Genomic DNA, 24,685 nt, shown 5'->3' on the forward strand with positions numbered 1-24,685 from the left:
AGGCGCAAGGGCAAGAGACAAAGCCAAAGTTCTGTTTTGGCGATTCAAAGAACGGCTCGGCGTGCTTTCAAGAGATCTCAAAGAGTCGCGTAAATCTCACGCTTTAATGGGGCAGCGTGGCTGTTAAAACCTCGTTAAACTCCAACCTGAAGCGATCCGCCTTAAAGCCGTCTTGTTTAATCGCCTCTTGCCCTGCTAGGCTTTTAAAGTATTGGTTTAAGAGCAGAAAATAGGCATTTTTATGAACTCCCATCAGGCCAGGCTGGTAGTAAGGAAAACTTGTAGGGGCAAGCACCCACTGCGCAGCCTTGTCATAGGCCTTAAAGAGTTTTTGCGCCGCAGAGGTGTGCCATAGATCAAAGCCATTTTCAGCCAGCAGTTGCCCGGCCACACTGATGGGGGTGAGGGCAAAATGCGTGTAGCCAATGCCCTTAATGCCCTTAGTGGGGCCACCATTGTAATCGGCCGTGTTGCTGCGCACCATCTCTTTAACCATCACGCCATGGTCATCAATGGCGTTTAAAAGCCATGCCTGCCATTGATGCGCCATTTTTAGCAAGAGGGCATGGTCGTTTAGCACCAATGCGCCGCTCACGACAAAGAGCACGCTCCACGCCCCGATATTGTTGTCTTTGTTAAGGCGTGCATACTCTAGCATGTGGCGCACAAAGTGTTCAAAGGCGGGGCTGGGAAACTTAGCGCGGATAAAAAGATAGGCCATGTCCATGTAGGGCATGTAAAAGTTGATGAGGTTTTTCGCTTCTTTAGAACCCACAATGTGTAGGCTTTGCGCCCATTGATTCAAAATCTCTTGTGCCCTTTGAGCGTATTCCATTTTGCCGCTTGTGTGAAAGCCCAAAGCCAAATCATAGGCTAAACCCGCCGATCGCTTAAACTCTTTGGTGCAAAAATCCGCCTTTCTTTCGCCCGTTTCTGTGTAGTGGGGCAAAGTGTTGAGCTCTGGGCAAGTTTGGATTTGCTTGTTTAGTTTTCTTTTCAAATGGATCGCATGCTCTAAATCGTGGGCGCGAAAATCTTTAAAAATAAAGGGCGTAGCCTGCAGAGTGCTTAAGACACACAGCCCCAAGAGGAAGGCTTTCATTGTGTGTTTCTTAAGGCAATCCATGCACTCTTGGGCGACGGGGTTAACCAACCCCTATGCGCTTTTCCCTGAGTGCCTTGAGCACCTGCACCATCGCCAAAGTGCCAGGCTTGCAATGCGCCAAAGGGGCTTTTTTGGCTTGCTCTTGTGGCTCTTGTGGCATGTGCCAGGCATTTGGGCGTAGATTGCCATCGCCTCTTGACCCTTATGCACCAACTCCAAATCTTTATAGGCGTTTTCAAAGTAGGGCACAAGCGCAGGTAGAACGCATTTAACGGAGGTGTTGCTCCCCATTTTAGGGGTTTGGCGCATGCCCTCTGCTTTTTGAAAATTCTTGGGTGATTTGGAACGCACCTTTATTTGTATTTGTCTAGCCACAACGCTTTGGGGCACTGCATGCCTTTTAAGAATTTAGATTTGGGTAAATGCATGGGCATCCTTTATGGATAAACGAACGTCGATTCTAGACCCTTTGTCTAAACAAAAAATAAACTTTGATGTATTTAAATCCTGCCCCCTGAAGGGGTGTTTGTGTGTTAAAGGCTTTGTGGGTTTGGGGTTTAAAGAGTGTTACCACTTTGCCGCATTTTGGGTTTTTTGAGGGGGTTAGTGGGGTTTGTTGATCTTTGGCAAATAATCTGCGCTATGCTGTGAATCTAGTCTGCTTAAAAAGGATTTTTATGAAAAAAAGCTTGTTGCTCTTTGGTTTATCTTTGGGTGTGCTGATGGCTTCGGGGAATGAGAATTGGGGCTATGAAAACCACACGGGAGCTAAACACTGGGATAAGTTACACAGAGATTATGAGGTCTGCAAAACTGGTAAAAATCAATCGCCTTTCAACATTGAGCATTACTACCACTCCCCCGACAAAGAAGATTTTAGCTTTGATTACCACAGCACGGTGCCCACCTCGCTTGAGTATTCCCACTACACTTTTGTGGCTAAGTTTGCCCACCCTAGCAATTCTGTCATTTATAGAGATCACGAGTACAAGCTGGTGAATTTACACTTCCATATCCCCATGGAATTTGCCATCCATGGCAAGCGCCAGCCCTTGAGCATGCACCTGGTGCATAAAGACGCTCAAGGGCGTTTATTGGTGGTGGGGATTGGGTTTACAATTGGGCAAAAAAACCCCTTCTTAACGCCCCTTTTAAACGCTTATCAACACAAAACACCCCCTCAACCTTTGATGTTAGACAAACTCTTGCCAGACACGATCCACTACTACCACTTCAACGGCTCGCTCACCACACCCCCCTGCACGGAGGGTGTGACTTGGTTTGTCCTTGAAGAAACTCTAAGCCTCTCACCCCAACAATTTGCAGACATCCAAAAAATCATGCGTAACAAGTCCAACCAACGTCCCTTGCAAAAGGATTATAACCGCGTGATTGTCAAAAGCTCGGCTATTGTGCGTGAACGTTAAGGCGTAAAACTTCCTTTTTAAGTTCAAGCGAGCTTAAAAAGCGGGCGTTTTTAAATGTTTGATTGAAAGTCGTTTGGCGTTTGGCAAGTTGGCGGGTGTGGGTGGTGATCAAGCCCTCTAGCTCGCCATACTTGATCTCATGGTTTAAATATTGCAGGCACTCTTTAGGGCCAATCGCCTTAAAGGGTTGGCAGTGCGTGCCGTACTTTTCGGCCAACTCTTTAATTTCTTGCACCATGCCCTGCTTTAGCATGTCCTTTGTGCGCTGGGCGATTTGGGCGTGTAGCACGGTCTTGTCTAACGCCAAAACAAAAACCTTAATGGGGTGTTTGAAGGGTTCTTTGGGGTGCTCTTGAAAATAAAGGCTTGGAGGGGTGTTGGTGGCAAAGTAGAGTTTAAGCCCTTGCGTGGTGCGGTAGGGGTCTGTGGCACTCTTGGCATAAGTGGGGTCTATTTTAGCTAAAAAGGCGTGGGGGTCTTTTAGGGCTTTGATTTGCTCTAAAATTTCTTGCTCTTGGGTTGTGGTGAGTGTGGGCTGTGGGCTTAGTCCCTCAATCACGGATTTTAAATAAAACCCACTCCCCCCCACAATTAAAAGCGTTTCGTGTTCTAACATAGCCCTTTCAAGTTCAGCTTTAAAAACTTGGGCGTTGTTCTTTTGGGGGATTTTTAAGACATTTATGCCATAGTGCTTGACAATCTCTAGCTCTTTAGGGCTTGGCTTGGCACTGGCGATGTCGAGCTCTTGATAGACACTCAGCGAATCTAAAGACACAATGGGGGCGTTTAAGGCGAGCGCAAGCTCTAGTCCTAGCGCGCTCTTCCCGCTCCCACTAGCCCCGATGATGGCGATTAAATTCAATGCGCTTTGTTGTAGGTCTTTAAAAACCCGTCTAAATCAAAGCGTTCGCGGTAACTTTGGGTGAAAATGTGGATCATGATGTCGCCTAAATCGATGATGATCCACTCTTCATTGCTCTCATCTACGGCGTAAAATTCTTCGCCTAAAGGTTTGAGCGTGGTTTTTAAATGGTCTAACAAGGCTAGGGTGTGTTTGCCCGCTAGGGCGGTGGCGATCACCACATGCTCTGTGATGTAGTCTTGCTCTCTTAAGTCAAAGGTGGCGACATTTTCCGCCTTCTTTTCCTCAAGTAGGGCAACAATTCTAGCAATTCTCATGGTTCTCCTTAAAGGTTGTCAACACCCCGCTTTGCACCAAAGGGGGCAGGTAGGGGGGGATTTGGTGTTTTTCTAGCAGGGCTTTAATTTGGGTGGATGAGATGGGGCATTTGATTTTATCTAGGGATAAAAAAGAGTGGGGGTAGCTCGGGGGCGTGCTTAAAGGGTAGCCCTGTCTTTGCACCAAAATAAAATGTGCCAGCTGTGTCAATTCGCTGTAGCCCTCCCAGTCTTTCAACCCCTCTACATTGTCTGTACCCATGACAAAGTAGAGTTTTTGTGGGGCGTAGGTCTGGTGGAAATAACGCACGCTCTCAATGGTGGGCACGGGGCGTTTTTGCTGGATCTCGTAGTCGCTCACCACAACCTTATCCACGCCTCTTAAGAGTTCTTGCATCCACAGCAGGCGTTGCTGGGGTGTGAAGGCGGGGGGCTTTTTAAAAGGGTTTTGGTGCGCCACGAGGATAAAGAATTGATCTAGGGCAAAGCTTGCTAGGGTTTGGTAAACCACTTCTAAATGGGCGATGTGCGGGGGGTCAAAGCTCCCCCCATAAAGCGCAATGGTGGGCTTAGGTGTTGTGTTCAAAACTCGATGCTTTGGTGAGCTTGGAAAATTTCACTCCCTTAAGCCCTCCGATTTCTAAATGTAGGTGCATGATATCGGCGGGCTTGCCCTTTAAAATGATGGTTTCTAGGCAGTTGTGCTGATCGAGGTGCACATGCGTGGTGCATAAAATGCTGATGTGGCTCTCGTGTTGGATGTCGATCATGCGCTGGTTGAGCTCTCTTTGGTGGTGATCGTAAATGAGCACCACCACCGCCACAATCAAGCCACAATTATCCTCAGCATCCGCCCTAGACCAGCTGTCTTCGACGAGCCGTTCTCTAATCATGTCGCGCACCAGCTCGGAGCGGGACGAATAGCCGTTTTTAATGATGCGGTTGTCTAGCTCGTCTAAAAGATTTTGTTGCAAGGACACCGAAAACCTAATGATGGCATCTTCTTTATTTTCCATGGCACTCCTCTAAAAGCCGCCATTTTAGCGCATTTGGGTGGATTTATCAAGTTTGATAAAGCCCCACAGCCCTAAAGACACCAGCACCATGCAAAAGCTCAAAATCTGCCCCATGCTCAAATGCCACACATAATAGCCCAGCTGTGCGTCCGCCTCCCTAAAATACTCCGCCACAAAGCGCGCACAGGCGTAAGCAAAGCCATACACCACCATGAGCATGCCATGCGTTTTGCTGTAATGCCTAGCCACACAAATCACCAAGAACACACAAAAGCCCTCCAAAAACGCCTCAATGAGTTGGCTAGGGTAGCGCAATACTCCATGCACCAAAATGCCTATTTTCTCCCCGAAAATATCGCCCTGTGGCACCACACGCCCAAAGAGCTCTTGATTTAAAAAGTTGCCAATGCGCCCAAAGACATAGGCTAAAGGCAAACTCACGGCGATCAAATCCAAATACACTAAAAAGTTTTGCTTTTTGACCCGACTAAACACCCACGAAGCCACCAAAAAGCCCACCAGTCCGCCGTGATAACTCATGCCTCTAATGCCGATAAATTGCCCCTCGTAAAAGGGGTTAAAGATTTGCCACGGGGCTTTGAGATAGTAAAGCGTATTTGGGTCATAGATCAAAATATAGCCCAGCCTCGCGCCCAAAACTACCCCCACCTCAGCGTATAAAAAATAGCTCTCAAAATTAGCTTGGTTAATGGGAAATCGTTTAGGGTCGGTTTTCAACGCCCTTTTAGCAAGAAAAAACGCCACTAAAAGGGCGCTCACATAGGCAAGCCCATACCAGTGCACGGGAATGCCAAAGAGAGTAAAAGCGATGGGGCTAAAGTGGCTATAAATCGTGTTCCAGTAACTCACAAAAATCCTTAAAGTGGGGGGGCAGGGGGGCCTTAAATTTGTGCCCAAGCAACTCTAATTTCAAAGCGTGTAAGAAAAAATGTGGGTGGGGCTTTGCGCCGTAGAAAATGTCGCCCACAATGGGGTGTTTAGCGTGGGCTAAATGTGCCCTGATTTGGTGCGTAACGCCCGTTTCAATCACCACTTTGGCTAAAGTTTGTTGCTCGAAACTCTTAAGTGGGGTGATGTGCGTTACCGCCCTCTTGCCCTTGCTATGGACAAACGCCCGCACATAGCCCTTTTTATCCTCTATGTGGCTCTTTTGCACGCTTAAGGGTTGCTTTAAAGTTAAGGGCTTGTCTAGCACCCCTTGCACTAAAGCGACATACTCTTTATAGACTTTGCGTTCTTTAAACGCCTCTAGAGCTTTTTTGTAAAATTCCCCCAAACCCAGTAAGAGTACCCCGCTTGTGCTTTGGTCTAAGCGGTGTATCAACTGATAGGGCTTGTGCGTGCGCTCTAGCTCAAAGCTCGACACATTAAAGGCTTTGTCTAGGGCTAAAAACTCTGCCTCTTTAGCTAAAACCGCGCTTTGGCACTCCAGCACGCTTAAAAAGGTGTGTGGCTCTAAGAGTTCTCTAGCTAATTTTAGCCTCTGCCCCTTCACGCTCACCAGCCCCCTGTCTATGAGCCTTTTTGCCTCTTTGTGCGAAATGTTGCGCTGTTTGGCTAGGATTTTATACGCCTGTAACATGGATGGCCTTGATTAAGGTTTGTAATTCTTGCTCTTTGGTGTCTATCTTGCTCGCCTTGAGCGTGGCATGTGCTGCTAAAGTTTGGGTGAGTTGATCCGCTTGCACCAAATAGAAATTTTGCACGCATGCAAACAACGCCTCTTGGTTAAAAATATGTGTCCCACTGATGAGTTTTACCCCAAAGTAGGCGGGCTCTAGAGGGTTGTGTCCGCCGATGGGCGCAAACGCCCCGCCCAAAATCACAATGTCGGCGATCGCATAAAAGTTAATCAGCTCCCCCAGTGCGTCTATCAAGAGCACTTTACTATCCCACTTCAAACCCCTAGAGAAACAACTAAAATCGCCCTTTAATTTTGGGTGCTTTTCTAAATAGTTTTTCACCTCTTTAAAGCGCTCAGGATGGCGGGGGACTAAGATGAGTTGCGCCGGCTCTTGTAAGCTTAAAAACGCTTTTAAAATCAGTGCCTCCTCGCTCGGGTGGGTGCTTGCACCCACAATGCTTAAGTGTTTAAGTTTGGGGTAGGTTTTGGTGCAAAGGGGGGGGTTGAATAGTTTTGTGTGTGGGAAAACGCAAGGTGTTTTTGCTCCCAAACTCTCTAGCCTCTCTTTGTCTAAAGCACTTTGGGCGTAGATAAAATCAATCTGCTTAAAAAGGGCGGTGTAAAAGGGTTTTAGGCGTTGGTATTTAGGGTAAGAGCGGCTAGAAATGCGGGCGTTGATTAAAAAGGTCTTTGCGCCCACAGACTTAGCCAGCGCAAAGAGTTGAAACCACAGCTCCGCCTCTGTCACCACAAGGGCTTTTAGCTCACTTAAATCCTTGCGCCATAAAAACAACAAAGTTTCAAAGAGCAAAAAGCGCACTTGGAGTTTGGGGTGGATCTTGGCTAATTTTTGGGCGTGGTTGTAGCCCGTCTGTGTGGTCGTGGTTAAAAGCGTGGGCGTGTCTTTCAAGGCATTTAGCACACACTCTAAAGACTTCGCCTCGCCTAAAGAGCAAGCGTGCAACCACAAGCGGGGCTTAAACTCAAGGGCATGCCCTTTGGCAAAAAAACGCCCTTTCAAAGAGTGGCGGTATTTTGCCTTCAGGCTAAAAAGGGCTAAAAAAGGCGTGGCGCAACAATGTGCCAAAGACAAAAGCCCTAAATACACAAACTTGAAAAAAGCCAAACCTTAAGCGGATTGTGCGGTGTCTATGTATAAAATCCGCCCACAATGCGGACAAGTCAAAATGTCGCTGCTGCTTAAAACCTCAGCGTAGGTGCGATCGTTAATACGGATAAAGCACCCCCCACAGGCCTGCTTTTTCACACTCACCACGCAGGTGTTGCCGGCCCAACGGCGGATTTTCTCATAAAAGGCGATGAGTTTACGATCCATTTTTAAAGTCAAATCTTGTTTCTCTTGAAAAATCGCCTGTTGTTTCTCTTTAATCTCGGCGGTGTCTGCCTCCACCTTTTCCTCTAAAACGGCGATCTCTTGCTCCAAACTCTCTAATGCGCTTTGCAATTCCTCTTGTAATTTGCTCTTGTGCCCGCTCTCATTTTGCAACCGTTCGATCTCTTTGTTGGCTTGGTTCGCCCTCTCTTTGGTGATGTCCTCTTCAATACCAAGGGAGCGTAGCTCCCTCTCGCTCTTCACTTGAGAAATCTTTTTTTGGATGCTATCGACTTTGGCGTTGGTTTCGTGCAGGGCTTGCTCGTTCTTTTGGATTTGCAGATGCAAGTTTGCCTTTTCTTCCTCAAGTAGGGCGTATTCCGTCTGCTTTTTCTGTCTTGTAGCTAGGGCTTTATCTAAGTCAGCGCGCTTAGCCTTAATCAAGGGTTCTAAAGCCTCAATGTCCTTGTCTAGCTTGGCAATTTGGATTAACTGCACTAAGTGGGCGTTCATGTCAAACCTTAAGCATAAATGGATTTTTACAATCTAGTAGTCTAACACACTTTACTTGAAATTGCAAAATATAGGGCTCTAGCAAGTCTTTTAAGAGGGGCACAAACGCCTTTTCACTCTCATAGTGAGGGACTTCTAAAAGCGAAATCCCCATACTGAGTGCCTGCATGGCTTCATGGTGCTTGATGTCGCCCGTGATGAGGCAAAGATCATTGGGGGCTTCTTTGAGTGTGTGCAAATACCCGCACCCTGCCCCGCACACCAGCACCACTTGTTGAATGAGATTCTTGGCACTCACGAGCCGCACATAGGGTAGGTTTAAACGCTCTTGCACTTGTGTGGCTAAGTGGCCTAAACTTGTAGGCGTGATGTCTGCCACCAACGCCATGCCCTCTTCCTTGGTACGCTCAAAGCCTAATGACTTAGCAAAGTAGGGGTTTAAATGGGTCTTGTCAAAATTCGTATGCAAGGCGATTAAAGCACAGGATTTTTGCAACAACAAAGCGGCGATGTTGGCAGGGTATAAACTTGGGTTAAAGCTCTTGAAGGGCTTGAAAAATAAGGGGTGGTGGGTGAGTACCACGCTTCTAGGCTCTAGCTCTTTAACAAGCTCTAGGGTGAGTTCTAAAGCGATGGCGATGTTCTCATAGGGGGCGTTTAAACTGCCTAAATTCAGCCCGCAGTTATCCCAGTCTTCTTGCAAGCCAAAGGGGCTTAATTGATCTAAAAAGGCGATTAATTCGTTTAGCTCAAGCATGCAGGCGTTTTAATCTATCCGACTCTTGCTCTTTATAAAGCAGGGCGCAGGCCTTGGCAAGTTCTCTAATTTTTAGAATGCACTCTTGCCGTTTAGCCACCGATAGGGCTTTTCTGGCATCTAGGACATTGAAAAAATGGCTAGAGAGCATCACAAAATCGTAAGCCACGAGGGGCAGATTTTGCTCTAAGCAACGCTTCGCCTCGGCTTGGTTAGCCTCAAAGCTTGTTTGCAAAAAGTCCAAATTGGCGTGGTTGAAGTGGTAATGGCTAAACTCAACCTCACCCTCCAAATGCACCTCTTTATAATACACGGGCTTGTTGTCTTTAAGCGTCCAAACAATATCCAGCACCGAATCGACTTGTTGGATATAAGTCGCTAACCTCTCCACGCCATAGGTGATCTCAATGGGCGTGGGGCTGCACGCGATCGAGCCCACTTGCTGAAAGTAGGTAAATTGCGTGATCTCCATGCCATCTAGCCACACCTCCCAGCCTAGCCCCCACGCCCCCAAAGTGGGCGACTCCCAGTTGTCCTCCACAAAGCGGATGTCGTGTTTGCTAAAATCAATGCCTAGAGCCTGCAAACTTTGCAAATATAGCTCTTGGATGTTTAAGGGGCTTGGCTTGATCAAGACTTGGAATTGGTAGTAACTGCCTAGGCGGTTGGGGTTTTCTCCATAGCGCCCATCCGTGGGGCGGCGTGAGGGGGCGACATATGCCACACTCCAAGGGGTGGAGTCTAAACTTCTTAGCAAAGTGGCGGGGTGAAAAGTCCCCGCCCCTGCGGGGATGTCATAGGGTTGTAACAAGGTACAACCTTGCTTTTCCCAAAACTCTTGCAATTTCAATAGAATATTCGAAAAGGTCAGCACGGCGTTATCCTTATCGTTTGATTAAAGCAGTCATGCTCTCAAGCGGGTTTTTACCCTCCAAAAGCAGATCCAATTCTTTAGCAATAGGGGTGTGGATGTTTTCTCGCATGGCGATCTGCACAATTGCCTTGGTAGTTTTGATCCCCTCGGCGACTTCTTGCAACTCTTCTATGATCGTGGCTAGGGGTTTGCATTGGGCGATGCCTAGCCCCACTCTGTAATTGCGTGAGAGTAAAGAGTTTGCCGTTAAAAACAAATCCCCTGCCCCAGACAGCCCCAAAAAGGTTTGCTGTTTGCCCCCAAAATACGCCCCAAAACGGCTCATTTCCACAAGTCCCCTTGAGAGCAAACTCGCCTTGGCCCCCTGCCCTAGCTCCAAACCATCGCACACCCCGGCGGCGATAGCGATGACATTTTTATACGCCCCGGCGATCTCTGCGCCCCTGATGTCCTCTTGGATGTAAGAGCGGATGAAGGCGGGCAAACAGGAGGCAAACTCCCCTGCAAGCTCGGGGTTAGTAGAGTGGATCGCCAAGGCACAGGGTAGGCTGGCCACAATCTCTTTAGCAAAGCTAGGGCCTGCTAAATAACAGACATTGTTGCCCTTTAAGAACGTCTCCACAATTTGGCTCACAAAATGCCCTCCGATCTCAACCCCCTTCACGGCCACCAACACTTTAGAGTGGGTAGGCAGTTGGGCCTTTTCAAACCACGAGCGCAAATGCTGCACGCTGATGGCAATAACAAATAAATCCGCCTCTAAAGCTTCTTGCAACACACATTGTGTGATGGGCTCATGCCCTTTGAGCACAAGGTCTTTGTTTAAGGGCATGAGTAGGGGTGTTAAATCCTGTCTGGAAACAATCTTGATGGGGTTTTTATGCCCTAGTGCAAAGGCTAATGCCCTCCCCCAAGCCCCTCCGCCAAAAACCGCAACACGCATAGCCATCCTTTCGCAAAAACTCTATTCTAGCATGTTTAAGCTAGGGGTGTAGAGATCGCCCCTAGGGGGATCAAATATAAGGTTGCCTCTTTGCTGAGGGCGTGGATTTGCTTGGCTAAAACTTGTGCTCTCTCCTCCTCTAAGTAGAGTTTAAATAGCCCATAGTCCTTGCGTCCGCTCACCTGCTCTTTTTCGCTTTTTAAAAGCGTGGAAGTGGCGTACTCAAAGCACTCCCCAAAGTAAAAGTCCTCATGCCCGTGGGCAAATAGGTGGTCCACGATCATGTCCTTAATCGCTAAGTCTGCATAAATCTCCACTAAAACCATCACACCACTTTTAATTTTTTGGCTAAGAGCATGAACATCGGGGGCAAGAGTAGGAGCGTTAAAATGCTGGAAGTGGCTAGCCCGCCTAGCACCACGATTGCCAAGGGCTTTTGCACTTCTGAGCCCACCCCATGCGAGAGCAATAAGGGAATGAGCCCCAAACCCGCAATGCACGCGGTCATTAACACGGGGCGCAAACGCCGTTTTGCCCCCATAAACACGACCTCATCCACACTCTTGCCCTGCCTTAAGAGTTCTCTAAAATACCCCACCATCACCACGCCGTTTAAGACCGCGATCCCAAAGAGCGCAATGAAGCCCACACTCGCAGGCACAGAGATGTACTCGTGGCTGGCAAAGAGCGCAATGAGCCCACCTGTGATGGCAAAGGGAACATTTAATAAGATGAGCAGCGACAAAGGCACGCTTTTAAAGGTGAAAAACAAAATAAAGAAAATCGCCAAAATGCTTAAGGGGATCACCGTGGCAAGGCGTTTGTTGGCCCTTTCTTGGTTTTCAAACTGCCCGCCGTAGGTGATGTAGTAGTTGGGGGGCAGTTGCACCTTAGCCGCGATTTTTCTCCTCGCCTCTTGCACAAAGCCGTCTAAATCCCGCCCCACAACATTGCTCCTCACCACACTCACCCGCTTGCTGTTCTCGCGCACAATCGCCACGGGGCCATCGACCTCCGTGATGTTGGCGATCGAAGTGATGGGCACGGCAAAGCCCCGATTAGAAGTCATCTCCAGGCTTTTTAGCAAAGTGGCGTTAGAGGCGATGTCCTTGTTTTGGCGGATGATGACCGGGGTGCGTGAAATGCCCGTGGGGATGTACTCCACGACAATCCCCTCTAAAGCGGATTTAAGGAATTTAGCAAATTCATCGCTGGTGATGCCGACATTTGCCATAGAGTCCCTATCTGGTGTAACATACAGATAATTCACACCCTTATTTAGGGTTGTAAACACCTCGTCCGAGCCCTTGATGCCCTTAATCACTTCTACAATCTGTGCGCTCAGATCGTTTAGCTTTTCAATGTCGTTGCCAAAGACTTTAATCGCCAAATCCCCTCTAACGCCGGTGAGCATTTCCGACACGCGCATTTCAATGGGCTGGGTGAAAGCGAAGTTGATCCCCTTGTAATCCTGCAAGCTTGCCAAAATCTTGTCTAGCAACTCTTGCTTGGTCTTCACGCTCCATTGCTCTTTGGGGAGGTAGGAGATGAACATGTCGGTGTGATTGAGCCCGTCTAAATCTAGCCCTAGCTCGTCTGAGCCCGTGCGTGCCACGATCATTTTCACCTCTTTAACCTTGTCTTTGATGGTCTTTTCAATGCGTAAGATCAAATCCTTAGATTGATCTAAAGAGATCGAGGGCACCGTGTGCACACTTAAAACACTGCTGCCCTCATCTAAGTTTGGCATAAAGGTCTTGCCTACAAAGGGGAACAAAGACAAACTCGACACCAAAAAGATGAGCGCGCCGATGAGCATGATTTTGGGGTTTTTGAGCGTAAATTGCAAAGCGGGGGTGTAAATCCAGTAGAAAAAGCGCGTCAGGGGGGTTTCCTTATGCGCTTGCACTTTAAGCACCATAGAGCTGATCACGGGCACCACGGTGATGGCTAAAACTAAAGTGCCTAACAAGGCAAAGACAATGCTGGTTGCCAAAGGCACAAACATTTTACCCTCGATGCCCTCTAAGGACATGATGGGCACAAAGAACACAATGATGATGATGACCCCACTCACCACGGACACGGCGATCTCTTTAGACGAGCGGTAAATGGCGTGTAACTTCGTGGTGCTGGTGTGGGTGCTTAATTTTTCAAAGGCGTTTTCCACCACCACCACCGCCGAGTCGATGAGCATGCCTATGGCGATGATGAGCCCGCCCAAACTCATTAAGTTTAAGGTCATGTGGTTGAGCTTGATGAGGATGAATGCCACGCTAAGGCTCAAGGGCAAGATCACGCCCACGGCGATGCTTGCGCGGAAATTGCCCAAGAACAAAAACAGCGTGATGATGATGAGTACAATGGCTTCAATGAGCGTTTTGGTCACCGTGTTGATGGCTTTTTTTGTAAATTCCGAGCGGTCGTAAAAGATGTGTGTATGCACGCCAGCGGGCAGTAAGGGTTTGATCTCCTTGTCTAGTTTTTCACGCACGGCTTTAATGATGGTGTTTGAGTTTGCCCCTTTGAGTGAGAGCACAAGCCCCTCTGTGGTTTCATCGATCCCGTTTTTCGTGACAAAGCCCAGCCTTGTGCGTGAAGACACGATGACTTTAGCAAAGTCCCTGATGTGTAAAAAGCCTTTTTTTGTGGAGATGGTGATGTCGCCGATCTCTTCAGGGGTGAGGGCAATGGTTTGGATTTTGACCAAGTAAGTTTCTCCATCGCGGTCCACCCGCCCCGCCCCGCTGTTGCTTAAATTCGCCTCTAGGGTGTGCTCTAAATCGCTGATAGAAATGCCCAGCCTTGCCATGTCGTCGAAGTCGGGCGCCACCACAAAAGCACGGCTAAATCCCCCGATGGAATTGACATCGGCGATCCCGGGGATCGTGCGTAGCATGGGCTTGATGAGAAAGTCTAACAACTGCCTTTTGTCCGTGTCGTCCAAATTGCCATCGATGGTGAACATTAAAATGTCTGACAAGGGCGTAACAATGGGCTCCATCCCCCCCTCTAAATCAGGGGACAAGTTTGGCAACACCAAAGAGAGCTTTTCATTGACCATGTTGCGGGCTAAATAAATGTCCATGCCATCGGCAAAGTCAATGGTGATGTCGCACACAGAATACTTAGAAGTACTCCTTAAAGACTTTTCGCCCTTTAAACCCAAGAGTTCTAACTCTAGGGGGCGGACGACATTGTTTTCCATTTCTTCGGGGGAGCTGCCGGGCAATTTCAGCACCACTTTGACCTGTGTGGGCGACATGTCAGGGAACGCGTCTATGGGTGTGGTGAAAAAGCTATACAGCCCAAAGAGCAAGAGCAAGAAGGCGCAAATGACTACAATGATGCGCTGTCTTAGGGAAAACTCAATGAGAGAGGCCAGCATCACTCGTCCCCCTCGTCCCCTAAGTTATTGACAATGCCCTTTAAGCTCACCAGAGCCCCCGTGGCGACCTTGGCGTGCGGATTGATGTTTTGGCTACTGATGACAAACACATGGTTGCGTTCTTCAATGATCTTGACAGCAGTGGGCATGAAGCCCTTTTTGGTGCGCACAAAAATCAAATAATCTTGGTCGTTTTTAATGACGGCACTGGAGGGGATAAAAAGCGAATTTTTGGGCTTTGCCCCCTCAATATAGACATCGGTCGTCTCGCCCACATGGAAATTGCCCGCTTCGATGCGGGCGGTGGCTAAAATGGTGTTAGAGTCTTTATCCAGCACCACAGAGATGCTTTGGATCGCCCCAATGGCATTGCCCATTTGGTCAAACACCCTTGAGCCCCGTTTGATGTAGCGTGAGAGGCTCACGGGCAATTTAATGCGGGCGATGAGGTCGTTGTTTTCTGAGATGCGGATGTAGGTTGTGAAGGGCAAAATCTTTTCGCCCAAGACTTTGGGGGCGATGGAGAGAATCCCGCTGTTGCGGGCGATGATTCGAAAGCCATATAGTCCCAAAGGGTCTTTAGGGTCGATGCCAAAATTTTGGAAAGTGGTTTCCAGCTGGCGTACTTTAAGGCTCATCTCTTGGCTGATCAAAAAGCTGTTTTGGTACTCCCTTTTGGCGATCACGCCTTGTTTATACAGCTCGTGGTCCTTGGTGCTGACATCTAGGGCGACTTTTAATTTATTTTTGTTGTTTTGCAACTCAAAGTAGAGATTGCTTAAATCAATGGAGCTGATCTCACAGATGAGATCGCCCTTATGCACAAATTCGCCCTCGTTTTTATAAATCGCCACCACTGTGGCGTTGAAGCTCAAACTTTGGATCACCGTGTGTTTGAGGTTGAAATTATTAAAGTCGATGGAGGCGTTAAAGGGCAAGCCACGCGTGGCAAATTTTTGATCCAAAGACACCACCTTAAGCCCCAAACTTTCAATTTGTTTGGGAGTTAGTGCAATCTCTTCATAAGCCTGCAACGCACAAAAGCACAAAAGAAAAATGAAAGCTTTCAATACACATTCCCTATGCGTGTGAGGGTTTGGCCCAAAGTTTCCTCCAAAAGAGCGGTGATATTGACATATTCAATCCGCGCCTCAGCTAGAGCAATCAGTGCGTCCATGTAGGCGTTTTGGTAAAACAAGTACTCAAACAGCCCGATTTTTTGCGCCTCGTAAGCCACGCGCCCCATTTCCATGAGCTTTGCCTTGTTGTCGATCGCATCGATTTGAATCTTGATGTAACGCTCTTTGGTTTCTAATTGGTCTAAATAGGCGTTGGCGTTGATGTGGATGTTGCGTTTCATCACCACATTTTTAGCCAAAGTGCCGTTTTCTAGGGCGAGGTATTTGCGTTTTAAGTGGATGTTCTTGGGTGTTACGGGCAAGGGAATGTAAAACTCCATGGATAAATTTGTGGCAGAGTTGTAGCTCTCTGTACCCAAGCCAAATTCAAAGTTTTGGAAGATGTCGCGGTTGGCTAAATTAGCATTCACGCGGTAGTCCTTAGCCGCCAAGTCCAGCACTTCTACATACAAGGAGTGTTGCAAAAACCTTTCTAGGGTCTGCTCGCCTAAATGTACATATTCAAATTTTAATTCGGGGATTTTGATTTGGTGTTCTTGATCCACAAAGCTAGAAAAACGGGCATTACGCCCTATGGGATCGACAATGGCAAGCATGGTGTTTAGGGTGCGCTCTTGGTTGATGATGAGCGTTTCCATGTTGATTTTGGCAAGTTTAGACTCTAGGTAAGAGTTTTTGAAGTTGATGTAGTCTTTTTTAGACATGCTCCCGGCAGCAACCTTTTCTTCCGCAGCTTTAAGTTGGGAGTGAAAAATTTCTTCGCGTCTAGCATAAATATTGTGTTTTTCAATATTAAGAACATAGTTTAAATACAGCCGCTTGGCCCCTATGAAGGCTAGGTTACGGCTGAGTTCATAGCTCTTACGGTATTGCACATTTTTAATGGATAAACTTCTAGCAAGCAAACGGCTCACCCATGGCAGTTTTGGTTTAATCATCAACACCGTGCGGGGTTGGGGCTCGGCAATGCCTTGGTAGTTGCGTACCATAGAAGTTTCGTTAGAAATGTAAGGAAAATCCCACGCATTGGTAGCTTTTTGATTTTCTAAAAGGCTGATGAAGTTTGCCTTTTTTTGGATGAGCTCCATAGAATTGTGCTCCACCCGCTTAAAAAACTCGGCTAAAGTGAAACTACGCCCGCTTAAATTGGCGAGCAACAAGCCCCAAAACAATAAAACGAAACGCATGGCCCTACAATTCTTTGGCTTCTGCCACACTTAAAAACGCCCGGTAAATCGCCACCAGCAAGCTCTTGCGGTTGTTTTGCACAGCCATATTGGGGTCATTGACAAGCACGCCCTCAAAAAAGACCTCTAAAGGCTCTTTAAGGGCAAAAAGGGCGTGTAGTTGCTCTAAATAGCTTGTAAAGGGCGTGGCTTGCAAGGTTGTATAAGCGTTGTAAAGGGCGTGCTCGCTCTCGTGGGTGAAGAGTTTAGGGTCTGTAGCTATGTTGTCTTGATGATCTTGCGTGATGTTAGCCACGCGTTTAAACACCGCCACAAAGTCCCTTGTCTGCGTGCTCTCTAAGAACGCCCCCAACGCCTGCACCTTCTTAGCAATTTGGCAGACTTCATACACTCCCTTGCTTTGGGCGATGCCGGCAAGCACGGACCTATAAACATTTGGGGTGTAGCCTTGCAGACTACTTTCTAAAATGTGGCTTAGCCGCTCTAGGGCAAAGTCTTTTAAAAGGGCAGTGTCAAAGCCTTGATAATTTTTAGCCAACTCTTGCATGTCTTTTTGCAAATCAAAGGGTAAATCAAAGTGCAGGCAAATGCGTAAAAGGGCATTGCACGCGCGGCGCAGGGCGAAGGGATCTTTAGAGCCCGTGGGGATTTTGCCCACACTAAAAAGGGCCAACAAACTATCTAGCTTGTGGCTTAAGCTTAGCAATGCGCCTAAAAGGCTAGAGGGTAGGGGGGCGTTTTCACTATTTGGGAGGTATTGCTCTTTAAGGGCGGTGCAAACGCTTTCTTTGTAGTCCTTGGCTTTGGCGTAATAAGCCCCCATGATGCCTTGCAATTCAGGGAACTCATAGACGACTTCGCTTAAAAGGTCTAGTTTAGAAAGGCCGATGGCTTGTTCTAGGTCGGCTTGCAAATGGGGGGCGTATTTTTGTGCCAATGTTTGCCCGATCACCTGCTCTCTTTGGACTTTATCCGCTAGCGTACCCAAGCCCTGCACGAAGGCGATTTGCACTAGGGCGTTCGTGGCGGGGACAAAGGGGGCTTTTAAATCGTTCTCATAAAAAAACATGGCATCGCTCAAACGGGCTTTAAGCACCTTTTCATTGCCCGCCACAATGTCCTTAAAGTCTGCTAGGTTCTCTAGTGGGGTGTTGCTCACCACAACAAAGCCAGCGTGCAATGCCCCGTCTTTAAAGATAGAAAAATAGCGTTGGTGTTCTTGCATGGAGGTCGTGATGATTTCAGGGGGCAGGGTTAAAAATGCAGGGTCAAACTTGCCATAAAGGGCAGTGGGGTAGCTTGTGATCGCCACCACTTCAGCGAGTAAATCGCCATCCACTTGCACCTTAAAGCCGTGTTCTTGCTCTAGGGCGTGGATTTCCTTTAAGATTTTGGCTTCTCTAGCTTTAGGGTCTAAAAGGACTTTACCCTTTTTTAAAGTGTCAAAATAGGCATCGATGCTAGACGTTTCATGCCAGCCAAAGCCTTTGGAAAAGTGCCATTTTGTGGCTTGTTTTGTGGTGCAAGAAAAGTTTTCTTCGCAGAGGCATAGGGGAACTTCTGCGCCGCCAAACAGCACACAAATGTTGTGGATGGGGCGGATGAAGCGGGTCTTGACCTCTCCCCACGCCATGCTCTTGTTAAAGTTTAAGGCTTGCAAGAAGTCTAAAATCAAGCCGTCTAAGAGAGGGGCGGTGGGCTTGGGCTCTATTTGCACACACGCATACAGCACTTCTTTATTGTTTTTGGTGGCTGTTTGCCACACGCTTGGCACTTCTAAATTTAGCTTCTCGTAAAACTTACGCCCAATGGGATTTAGGGCGTTGTTTGTAACCCCCACTGCTAGGGGCGGGCCAAAGTGCTCCTGCTGGCTTGCGGGCGTGTGGGTGGGGAAGTCCTTGGCGTGCAGCACGAGCCTTGTGGGCGTGTAGCTAAACTCTGTTGGGGTGCTTAAGCCGTGTGCACTCAAAAGAGCTTGCCATTTATTTGGCATTTGAGAGAGCTCTTGCAAAAGGGGCTTTGCGGGCAACTCTTCTAACAAGATTTCAACAAGGAGGGCTTGGTTCAAGTAAGCTCCTGTGGTTTTAGTCGTAGTTTATGGTGTTTCAAGGGTTACTTTTGCTACAATTATAACAAAAAGTGATTAAAAACTCTTAAGAGGTTTGTTATGCATTGTGCGCACCGGGCGGTTTTTGGGATTTTGCGGTCTCTTTCGTGGGCTTTTTTGGCTTTTTTTTGTTTGCCTCACAGTCTAAGTGCCGATTACCTGAAAAAAGCAACTTTGGCCGAGTGTGTGGACCCGCGCCACTTTAACGCTGACCAAAAGCGCATTTTAGTCTATGCCTACCGCTACGGCTTTAAAGAAAATTTGGGCTACGAGTTGGCCGCCATTGCGTGGAAGGAATCTTGCGCGGGCATGTATCGGGTGGATTTTAATGACCCAAGCGCGGGCATTTACCACGCTTATGTTCCCGGTGTGTTGAAACTCTACAACGAGCGCAACACGCGGTTCATGCAAAGCGTGTATGGCGACCTGCTCATTAAAGACAAAAACTTCGCCTCTAAAGTCGCCCTAGACACTTTAATCAGCTGGAAGCGCACTAACAAAGGGGATTTAAAGAACATGATCAAGTCCTACCGCAAGGGTTTGCGTTGGCAAAAGAACGAACATATCGATCAAATCGCTAATGAATATTACCAAGACATTGTCGCCAAGATCAAAACCTTACAAAGTCTAATGCCATCCTTAGAAGAAAGCGTGGATGAAGCCCAAGCCAAACCCCTAAGAACCGCCACACACGAACACGAGGACAAACACGAGGAGAGCGTCCAAATGCAGCCCGAGCCCCAAATCGCGCCTCCCCCACCCCTACCCGCCCCCAAACACCACAGCACACATAAAAACACTCACCACCACAGCACGCATAAGACCATCCACCATAAAAACACTAAAAATCCCCCCAAACACCACAGCACGTATAAATACACCCCCCCTAAAGACCGCACCCACACAGGCAAAACGCCCAAGAACAGCAAAGAGGCAGATAAAATCATCCTCATGCAAGAATCACCGGTGTTTTAAATGCAAAAGACCCTCCTCATCATCACGGACGGGATCGGGCATAACCCCAACCCTGAAGGCAACGCCTTTTTGGCAGCCAAAAAGCCCACCTACGATTGGCTCTTTAAGCATGTCCCCTATAGTCTGCTCAAAACGCATGGCCTAAGCGTGGGGCTGCCTGAAGAGCAAATGGGTAACTCGGAAGTGGGGCACATGTTGCATGGGGGCGGGGCGGGTGCTCTATCAAGATTTGGTGCGTATTTCTAAGGCGTTTGCTGAGGGGGAAATTGAGGATAACCCCGCTCTAAAAAGCGTAACCGAGCATGCCAAAGTGGTGCATGTCATCGGGCTGATGAGCGATGGAGGGGTGCACGCGCACATCCAGCACTTCACCAGCATGGCCTTGCTTTTAGAAAGGCTGGGTAAAAAAGTGTGGTTGCACCTCATCACCGATGGGCGCGACACGCTACCCCAAAGTGCGCTGGGCTATTTAGAGCACATCAACTCCATTTGCGACGAGAACATCCACATCGCCAGCGTGGCGGGGCGTTTCTTTGCGATGGATCGCGACAAACGCTACGAGCGGCTGCTTAAAGCTTACAACTGCATGGTGCACGCCGCCGACAAGACAGACTTCACCCCAGAGCGCTATATCAAAGAAATGTATTTTCAAGGCATCAGCGATGAGTTCATCGAGCCGGCAAGCTTTGGCGCTTATGCGGGCATGTTTGATGGCGAGGGGGTCATTTGTATCAATTTTAGAAGCGATCGCATGCGCCAATTAGCCCAAGCTCTAGGCACGGGGGGCAAACTAGAGGGCTTTAAAGCCCCCCCCGAGCTTTACATCGCCACGATGACCAGTTACAGCCCAAACTTCACCTACCCCGTGCTGTTTGAAAAGCCCAACATCACCCACACCTTAGCCCAAGTGGTGGCTGAGGCGGGCTTAACCCAAACCCACATCGCCGAAACCGAGAAATATGCCCATGTGAGCTTTTTCATTAATGGTGGCATAGAAGAACCCTTTAAAAATGAAGAGCGGGTTTTGATCGAAAGCCCCAAGGTTAAAACCTACGATTTATGCCCCGAAATGAGCGCTTTTGGCGTGGCGGACACGGTTTGTACGCATATGCAAAAGGGCAAGGATTTAATCATTGTCAACTTTGCCAATGGGGACATGGTGGGGCACACGGGCAATTTTAAAGCGGCGGTGGCGGCTGTGGAGGCGGTGGATAAGGCTCTAGGGCAAATCGTGCAACTGGCTAAAGAGCTCGATTACGCTTTGGTGCTCACCAGCGACCATGGCAACTGCGAACACATGCAAGAGGGCGAGCAAACGCTCACCAACCACACCACCTACGAGGTCTATTGTTTTGTGATGGGGCATGGAGTCAAACGCTTGAAAAACGGCGGGCTGAATAATGTCGCCGCCAGCGTGTTGAAGCTGATGGAGCTTGCTGTGCCTAGCAGCATGGACCCCGCTTTATTTTAAAATCTCTTGCACTTTAGCGAGGTTTTCATAGAAGGCCTTATACCTTGCTTGTGCTTGCTCTAATTTGAGGGGGATGAAATGCACCTTGTGCCCGGGCAGCATTTGGGCGAGGGCAAAAACGCTTTCCTTGAGCAAAGTGGCGATTTTAGGATACCCCCCCAAAGTTTGCCTGTCTGCCATGAGCACGATGGGCTGTCCGTCACTAGGCACCTGCACGCTGCCGAGCACTAAAGGGTTAGACACCAGCTCAGTTAACAAACGCCGCTTTAAAGCTTCCCCTTCTAGGCAAATGCCCATGCGATCGGCTCTTTGGCTAATCGTGTAGACGGAGTGGAAAAAGCGGCGCACACTTTGCAGGTTAAAATAATGCGCTTCTGTGCCTAAAAGGGCGGGTAGGCTCGTTTCTTTGGCATAAAGGGGGCGGTGGTTTTGGGGCAAAAGGCGTTTTTTCTGCGGGGGGCTTGGGGCGATCAAGAGTGCATCGCCTTCTTGCAATGCCCGCCCACAAAAGCCCCCAATTTTAGCACGCACATAAGTCGCCCTACTGCCCTGCACTAGGGGCACTTGCACCCCCCCCGCTAAAGGCCAAATATGCCCTAGCCCCGTCAAGTAGCCGCCCAAACTCTAAAATGTCCCCCGCCCGCACGGCATAAGACTCCCAATTAGCAATCCGCCCCCCATTAAGCTTAGGGCTTAAATTTGCCCCCGCAAGGGCAATTTGCATGGGCTTTAAAAATTCTAGGGTGTCGCCCGTGTAAGTCATTTCTAAGAGGGCTTGCTCTTTAGCGTTGCCGACTAAAAAATTTGCCACACAGGCACTAAAGGCATCCATAGCTCCGCTCACAGGGATTCCAAAGGCTTGATACCCCACCCGCCCCAAGTCTTGAACGGTGGTACACAGCCCCGCCTTTAGCACCCGCACACTAGGCATTGAGACTTGTCTTTGGCACGGGGGTGCGCTTTAGGGTGTGTGGGCTATTTTTAAACTCTTGTAAAGTGATGGGCTTGTAGCGGACATAGTCGCCCGCAAAAATAGACACAGGGGGCTCTTGTGTGGGGATGTATAGGCTAATGGGGGTTTGTGCGAGGATGTGCCAGCCGGCCGGGCTAGTTATGGGGTAAATGCCGGTTTGGTCGTTGGCGATGCCAATAGAACCTGCGGCCACTTCCAGTCTAGGTGTGGCAAGGCGGGGCAACTTTAACGCAGGGTCTAGCCCGGCTAAGTAAATAAAACCGGGCAAAAAACCCAAACAATAGACCAAGTAATCCCGCCCGCTGTGCTTTTCTACCACCTGCGCCGCGCTCAAACCCGTTTGCTCTGCCACGCTCTTTAAATCCAGCCCCAACTCATAACAAGCGGGCACTTCCACTAAATAGACTTCTTGCTCTTTCTCTGCTGAAGTGTCTAGGCTAAGGGTTTTCACACACTGCACCAAGTTAGCGTAGGTTTGGATCAAAGGGTCATAAACCACAAGTAAAGAGGTGTAAGCGGGTAGTAGCTCTAACACCCCTTGTAACCTTTGTGCCTTTAACTTTTCGCACAACAAGCGCACCTTGGCGTTGAGGCTAGGCGTGATCGCGCCACCTAAAGTGATCAAAAGGGCATCCTCAGCGCAAGGTTTAAATTCCACCGATGACTCAAGCCGCATTCTAAGTCCCCAATAGTTTGAAGAGCGGTTTTAAAGAGAGCAGTCCCCAGTAGGCACTAAAGCTCACCACCACCCAGCCTAGCACGCTTAAGATGAGGGGGTGCTTGTAAGTACCCACAATTTTAGGGCTTTTGGCGGCAATGAGCATGAGGGCTAAAGTTAAGGGCAAAATCAGCCCGTTTAACGCCCCAGCAGCAACTAAAAGTGTGGCGGGTTTGCCCACACCCAAAAAGATCAACGTCGGCACGCCGATAAAACCCACCACCCATGTGTTTTCTTGCCTTCTCACCCAGCTTAAGTTTCGTAAAAACGACACGCTCGTGTAAGCCGCACCCACAATGGAGGTGAGACTCGCTGCCAAAAACACCACACCAAAGACCACACGCCCCCACTCCCCAAAAGACTCAAAGGCACTAAGGGCGGGGTTAGCAGGCTTTAGCACCACCCCACTTTCCACAACGCCTAAAATCACCAAGAACAACAACCCCCTAACCAAAGTCGCCACAAAGATGCCTAAGTAGGCGGCTAAATCCACTTCCTTTAAGCGATGAGTGCCACAAACCTTGGCGTCTAAAAGCCGATGCCCGCCTGAGAAAATGATATAGCCCCCTACGGTGCCCCCGATTAAGGTCAGCACCGCCACCATAGAGAAGTGGCTTGGGTGTAGGCTCTCTTTGAACACTTGCGCTAGAGGGGCTTTGGCGTGTAGGGCGACAATGCCCATCAACACGACCATCAACACCCCCAAGATCTGCGTCATTTTATCCATGAACGCCATTGCCCGCTTAAAGAGAAACACCCCAATGGCTAAACACGCCCCAAGCCCCGCCCCCGTGTTGAGGTTGAACCCCCAAGCACTTGTAAGCCCAAAGCCATGCCCCCACATTGCCGATGTTAAAAACCAATCCCCCTAGACAAATCAAAAAGGTCAAAAACGCCCCGAGCCCGGGCAGCAGGGCACTTGCAATCTCTTGCCCCCTTTGATTAGCCACAGCCAGCACCCGCCACACATTGAGTTGGGCGATTAGGGAGGCTAGAGTGGCGATGAGAATAGCGCAGGCAAAAGCACTTTTGAGCTCTTGTGTGAATTGTGCGCTTTGGGTGAGAAAGCCCGGCCCCACCGCTGAGGTTGCCATTAAAAACGCCGCTCCGAGTAAGTGGCTAATGCGCCCCCCTTATGAACTCCCCTAAGGGTTTGATTGCCACCCCATTTTTTAGCAAAACTTCTTTAATCTGCATGACCAGCCACACCGCTTGAGGGTTGTCGCCATGCACACAAATGGAGTCGGCCACAATGTCTATAGTTTTGCCGCTGATGGTTTGCACCTTGCGCTCTTTAACCATGCAAACCACCCGCACCAAGGCTTCGCTCAAGTCGGTTACAAAGGCTTGTGGATGGGCTCTTGGTGCCAACCGCCCATCGTCTAAGTAGTGCCTATCCGCAAAAACTTCTTGGGCGATTTTTAAACCCATTTCTTGCCCCAACTTTGCCATAGGGCTAAGGCTAGGGGCGAGCACAATCAAATTGGGCTCAAAGTCCCCCACCCCCTCAAGCACCGCTCGTGCTAGCTTTAAATCGTAGGCGGCTTGGTTGTAAAAACTCCCGTGCAATTTGACATGCTGTAAGGGGGTTTGCTGTGCTTTGGCAAAGGCATAGAGCGCACCCACTTGGTAGAGTGTGTAGGCTTTGGCCTCTTTGGGGCTGATTTTTAAATCACGCCGCCCAAAGCCCAAAAGGTCGGGATAACCTGGGTGTGCGCCCAACCCTAGGTTTGATTTTTTGGCTAAGCCGACCATTTCTTGCATGATCAACGGATCGCTTGCGTGCCAGCCACAAGCCAAATTCGCGCTGCTGACAAACTCCATGATGGCGGCATCATCGCCCAAGCGATACACCCCAAAGCCCTCGCCCATGTCGCTGTTTAAATCCACACAATCCATGCTACAATGCTAACACGAAATTCTAAAGGACAAGAA

26 protein-coding genes and 1 pseudogene are annotated in these 24,685 nt (G+C 48.8%); 3 read left to right on the forward strand and 24 right to left on the reverse strand.

Annotation, left to right across the window (positions count from 1 at the left end; genetic code table 11):
* Positions 1-103: 103 nt before the first annotated feature.
* Both QUE23_RS06560 and QUE23_RS06565 read right to left on the reverse strand, forming a co-directional pair.
* Positions 104-1,102, reverse strand: coding sequence for an alginate lyase family protein (locus QUE23_RS06560; RefSeq protein WP_434802012.1), 999 nt, complete (start codon positions 1,100-1,102; stop codon positions 104-106).
* Between the two features lie 54 nt (positions 1,103-1,156).
* Entirely contained in the window at positions 1,157-1,495 is a 339-nt protein-coding gene (locus QUE23_RS06565; protein ID WP_286348279.1) for a hypothetical protein, read from the reverse strand.
* Between the two features lie 287 nt (positions 1,496-1,782).
* Here QUE23_RS06565 and QUE23_RS06570 point away from each other — a divergent pair, with 287 nt between their 5' ends.
* Positions 1,783-2,532: a carbonic anhydrase family protein gene (locus QUE23_RS06570; RefSeq protein WP_286348280.1), complete on the forward strand. Its 750-nt coding sequence runs from the start codon at positions 1,783-1,785 to the stop codon at positions 2,530-2,532.
* Here the strand turns inward: QUE23_RS06570 and miaA are convergent.
* Genes miaA through glyS form a run of 16 tightly spaced genes read right to left on the reverse strand, consistent with a single transcriptional unit; the run spans position 2,513 to position 18,574 of the window.
* The gene (gene miaA / locus QUE23_RS06575) at positions 2,513-3,394 is read right to left on the reverse strand and encodes a tRNA (adenosine(37)-N6)-dimethylallyltransferase MiaA (RefSeq protein WP_286348281.1); all 882 of its coding nucleotides are present in this window, start codon (positions 3,392-3,394) and stop codon (positions 2,513-2,515) included. The two genes, QUE23_RS06570 and miaA, sit on opposite strands and share 20 nt — an antisense overlap.
* The gene (rsfS, locus tag QUE23_RS06580) at positions 3,391-3,711 is read right to left on the reverse strand and encodes a ribosome silencing factor (RefSeq protein WP_286348282.1); all 321 of its coding nucleotides are present in this window, start codon (positions 3,709-3,711) and stop codon (positions 3,391-3,393) included. Before rsfS ends, miaA begins: the two co-directional genes overlap by 4 nt.
* Positions 3,698-4,297 carry a nicotinate (nicotinamide) nucleotide adenylyltransferase gene (gene nadD, locus QUE23_RS06585; protein ID WP_286348283.1) on the reverse strand — a complete coding sequence of 200 codons (600 nt, stop codon included), beginning with the start codon at positions 4,295-4,297 and terminating at the stop codon, positions 3,698-3,700. Before nadD ends, rsfS begins: the two co-directional genes overlap by 14 nt.
* On the reverse strand, positions 4,281-4,727 hold the full coding sequence (gene nikR, locus QUE23_RS06590; RefSeq protein WP_286348284.1) for a nickel-responsive transcriptional regulator NikR: 447 nt from the start codon (positions 4,725-4,727) through the stop codon (positions 4,281-4,283). The genes nadD and nikR overlap by 17 nt, the downstream gene beginning before the upstream one ends.
* A gap of 24 nt (positions 4,728-4,751) precedes the next feature.
* Complete coding sequence (lgt, locus tag QUE23_RS06595) at positions 4,752-5,597, reverse strand: prolipoprotein diacylglyceryl transferase (protein WP_286348285.1); 846 nt, start codon at positions 5,595-5,597, stop codon at positions 4,752-4,754.
* Positions 5,572-6,330 carry an RluA family pseudouridine synthase gene (locus tag QUE23_RS06600; RefSeq protein WP_286348286.1) on the reverse strand — a complete coding sequence of 253 codons (759 nt, stop codon included), beginning with the start codon at positions 6,328-6,330 and terminating at the stop codon, positions 5,572-5,574. Before QUE23_RS06600 ends, lgt begins: the two co-directional genes overlap by 26 nt.
* Entirely contained in the window at positions 6,314-7,498 is a 1,185-nt protein-coding gene (waaA, locus tag QUE23_RS06605; RefSeq protein ID WP_434801979.1) for a lipid IV(A) 3-deoxy-D-manno-octulosonic acid transferase, read from the reverse strand. The genes QUE23_RS06600 and waaA overlap by 17 nt, the downstream gene beginning before the upstream one ends.
* A 3-nt stretch (positions 7,499-7,501) precedes the next feature.
* Positions 7,502-8,218, reverse strand: coding sequence for a zinc ribbon domain-containing protein (locus QUE23_RS06610; protein WP_286348288.1), 717 nt, complete (start codon positions 8,216-8,218; stop codon positions 7,502-7,504).
* Position 8,219: 1 nt separating this feature from the next.
* Complete coding sequence (locus tag QUE23_RS06615; protein ID WP_286348289.1) at positions 8,220-8,975, reverse strand: Nif3-like dinuclear metal center hexameric protein; 756 nt, start codon at positions 8,973-8,975, stop codon at positions 8,220-8,222.
* Positions 8,968-9,849 (reverse strand): glycine--tRNA ligase subunit alpha, encoded by an 882-nt coding sequence (gene glyQ, locus QUE23_RS06620; protein WP_286348290.1) that lies wholly within the window; start codon positions 9,847-9,849, stop codon positions 8,968-8,970. The genes QUE23_RS06615 and glyQ overlap by 8 nt, the downstream gene beginning before the upstream one ends.
* Positions 9,850-9,859: 10 nt before the next feature.
* A complete protein-coding gene (locus QUE23_RS06625; protein WP_286348291.1) occupies positions 9,860-10,792 on the reverse strand; it encodes an NAD(P)H-dependent glycerol-3-phosphate dehydrogenase in 933 nt (310 codons plus the stop codon).
* A gap of 35 nt (positions 10,793-10,827) precedes the next feature.
* Positions 10,828-11,118 (reverse strand): DUF3240 family protein, encoded by a 291-nt coding sequence (locus tag QUE23_RS06630; RefSeq protein ID WP_015107457.1) that lies wholly within the window; start codon positions 11,116-11,118, stop codon positions 10,828-10,830.
* Entirely contained in the window at positions 11,118-14,180 is a 3,063-nt protein-coding gene (locus tag QUE23_RS06635) for an efflux RND transporter permease subunit (protein ID WP_286348292.1), read from the reverse strand. The genes QUE23_RS06630 and QUE23_RS06635 overlap by 1 nt, the downstream gene beginning before the upstream one ends.
* A complete protein-coding gene (locus tag QUE23_RS06640) occupies positions 14,180-15,250 on the reverse strand; it encodes an efflux RND transporter periplasmic adaptor subunit (RefSeq protein ID WP_286348293.1) in 1,071 nt (356 codons plus the stop codon). The genes QUE23_RS06635 and QUE23_RS06640 overlap by 1 nt, the downstream gene beginning before the upstream one ends.
* Positions 15,247-16,506, reverse strand: a complete 1,260-nt coding sequence (locus tag QUE23_RS06645; RefSeq protein ID WP_286348294.1) for a TolC family protein — start codon at positions 16,504-16,506, stop codon at positions 15,247-15,249. Before QUE23_RS06645 ends, QUE23_RS06640 begins: the two co-directional genes overlap by 4 nt.
* Before the next feature lie 4 nt (positions 16,507-16,510).
* On the reverse strand, positions 16,511-18,574 hold the full coding sequence (glyS, locus tag QUE23_RS06650; RefSeq protein ID WP_286348295.1) for a glycine--tRNA ligase subunit beta: 2,064 nt from the start codon (positions 18,572-18,574) through the stop codon (positions 16,511-16,513).
* 213 nt (positions 18,575-18,787) lie between these two features.
* Between glyS and QUE23_RS06655 the strand changes: the two genes are divergently transcribed.
* Together QUE23_RS06655 and gpmI are read left to right on the forward strand one after the other, a co-directional pair.
* Positions 18,788-19,588 (forward strand): hypothetical protein, encoded by an 801-nt coding sequence (locus QUE23_RS06655; RefSeq protein ID WP_286348296.1) that lies wholly within the window; start codon positions 18,788-18,790, stop codon positions 19,586-19,588.
* A pseudogene (gene gpmI, locus QUE23_RS06660) lies at positions 19,589-21,059 on the forward strand (2,3-bisphosphoglycerate-independent phosphoglycerate mutase).
* Here gpmI and QUE23_RS06665 read toward each other — a convergent pair.
* The 6 genes from QUE23_RS06665 to QUE23_RS06690 are packed head-to-tail and all read right to left on the reverse strand — an operon-like array spanning position 21,051 to position 24,649.
* Complete coding sequence (locus tag QUE23_RS06665; RefSeq protein ID WP_286348297.1) at positions 21,051-21,629, reverse strand: 5-oxoprolinase subunit C family protein; 579 nt, start codon at positions 21,627-21,629, stop codon at positions 21,051-21,053. The pseudogene gpmI and the gene QUE23_RS06665 overlap by 9 nt on opposite strands.
* A complete protein-coding gene (locus QUE23_RS06670) occupies positions 21,601-21,990 on the reverse strand; it encodes a 5-oxoprolinase subunit C family protein (RefSeq protein ID WP_286348298.1) in 390 nt (129 codons plus the stop codon). Before QUE23_RS06670 ends, QUE23_RS06665 begins: the two co-directional genes overlap by 29 nt.
* Complete coding sequence (gene pxpB, locus QUE23_RS06675) at positions 21,983-22,708, reverse strand: 5-oxoprolinase subunit PxpB (RefSeq protein WP_286348299.1); 726 nt, start codon at positions 22,706-22,708, stop codon at positions 21,983-21,985. Before pxpB ends, QUE23_RS06670 begins: the two co-directional genes overlap by 8 nt.
* Position 22,709: 1 nt before the next feature.
* A complete protein-coding gene (locus QUE23_RS06680) occupies positions 22,710-23,594 on the reverse strand; it encodes an NRAMP family divalent metal transporter (protein WP_286348300.1) in 885 nt (294 codons plus the stop codon).
* On the reverse strand, positions 23,494-23,844 hold the full coding sequence (locus QUE23_RS06685) for a hypothetical protein (protein WP_286348301.1): 351 nt from the start codon (positions 23,842-23,844) through the stop codon (positions 23,494-23,496). The genes QUE23_RS06680 and QUE23_RS06685 overlap by 101 nt, the downstream gene beginning before the upstream one ends.
* 25 nt (positions 23,845-23,869) lie before the next feature.
* Positions 23,870-24,649 carry a LamB/YcsF family protein gene (locus tag QUE23_RS06690; RefSeq protein ID WP_286348302.1) on the reverse strand — a complete coding sequence of 260 codons (780 nt, stop codon included), beginning with the start codon at positions 24,647-24,649 and terminating at the stop codon, positions 23,870-23,872.
* Positions 24,650-24,685 lie beyond the last annotated feature (36 nt).

This window comes from Helicobacter felistomachi (genome assembly GCF_030296895.1).
GTDB classification, from domain to species: domain Bacteria; phylum Campylobacterota; class Campylobacteria; order Campylobacterales; family Helicobacteraceae; genus Helicobacter; species Helicobacter felistomachi.

Bases quoted from the DNA above. Each gene is read 5' to 3' on its own strand.
- QUE23_RS06560 (WP_434802012.1), bottom strand. From the start codon at position 1,102: ATGAAAGCCTTCCTCTTGGGGCTGTGTGTCTTAAGCACTCTGCAGGCT.
- QUE23_RS06690 (WP_286348302.1), bottom strand. From the start codon at position 24,649: ATGGATTGTGTGGATTTAAACAGCGACATGGGCGAGGGCTTTGGGGTG.
- nikR (WP_286348284.1), bottom strand. From the start codon at position 4,727: ATGGAAAATAAAGAAGATGCCATCATTAGGTTTTCGGTGTCCTTGCAA.
- pxpB (WP_286348299.1), bottom strand. From the start codon at position 22,708: ATGCGGCTTGAGTCATCGGTGGAATTTAAACCTTGCGCTGAGGATGCC.
- QUE23_RS06670 (WP_286348298.1), bottom strand. From the start codon at position 21,990: ATGCCTAGTGTGCGGGTGCTAAAGGCGGGGCTGTGTACCACCGTTCAA.
- QUE23_RS06615 (WP_286348289.1), bottom strand. From the start codon at position 8,975: ATGCTTGAGCTAAACGAATTAATCGCCTTTTTAGATCAATTAAGCCCC.
- QUE23_RS06570 (WP_286348280.1), top strand. From the start codon at position 1,783: ATGAAAAAAAGCTTGTTGCTCTTTGGTTTATCTTTGGGTGTGCTGATG.
- QUE23_RS06645 (WP_286348294.1), bottom strand. From the start codon at position 16,506: ATGCGTTTCGTTTTATTGTTTTGGGGCTTGTTGCTCGCCAATTTAAGC.
- QUE23_RS06680 (WP_286348300.1), bottom strand. From the start codon at position 23,594: ATGTGGGGGCATGGCTTTGGGCTTACAAGTGCTTGGGGGTTCAACCTC.
- QUE23_RS06625 (WP_286348291.1), bottom strand. From the start codon at position 10,792: ATGCGTGTTGCGGTTTTTGGCGGAGGGGCTTGGGGGAGGGCATTAGCC.
- QUE23_RS06685 (WP_286348301.1), bottom strand. From the start codon at position 23,844: ATGGCAACCTCAGCGGTGGGGCCGGGCTTTCTCACCCAAAGCGCACAA.
- QUE23_RS06610 (WP_286348288.1), bottom strand. From the start codon at position 8,218: ATGAACGCCCACTTAGTGCAGTTAATCCAAATTGCCAAGCTAGACAAG.
- QUE23_RS06635 (WP_286348292.1), bottom strand. From the start codon at position 14,180: ATGCTGGCCTCTCTCATTGAGTTTTCCCTAAGACAGCGCATCATTGTA.
- QUE23_RS06600 (WP_286348286.1), bottom strand. From the start codon at position 6,330: ATGTTACAGGCGTATAAAATCCTAGCCAAACAGCGCAACATTTCGCAC.
- rsfS (WP_286348282.1), bottom strand. From the start codon at position 3,711: ATGAGAATTGCTAGAATTGTTGCCCTACTTGAGGAAAAGAAGGCGGAA.
- QUE23_RS06630 (WP_015107457.1), bottom strand. From the start codon at position 11,118: ATGGTTTTAGTGGAGATTTATGCAGACTTAGCGATTAAGGACATGATC.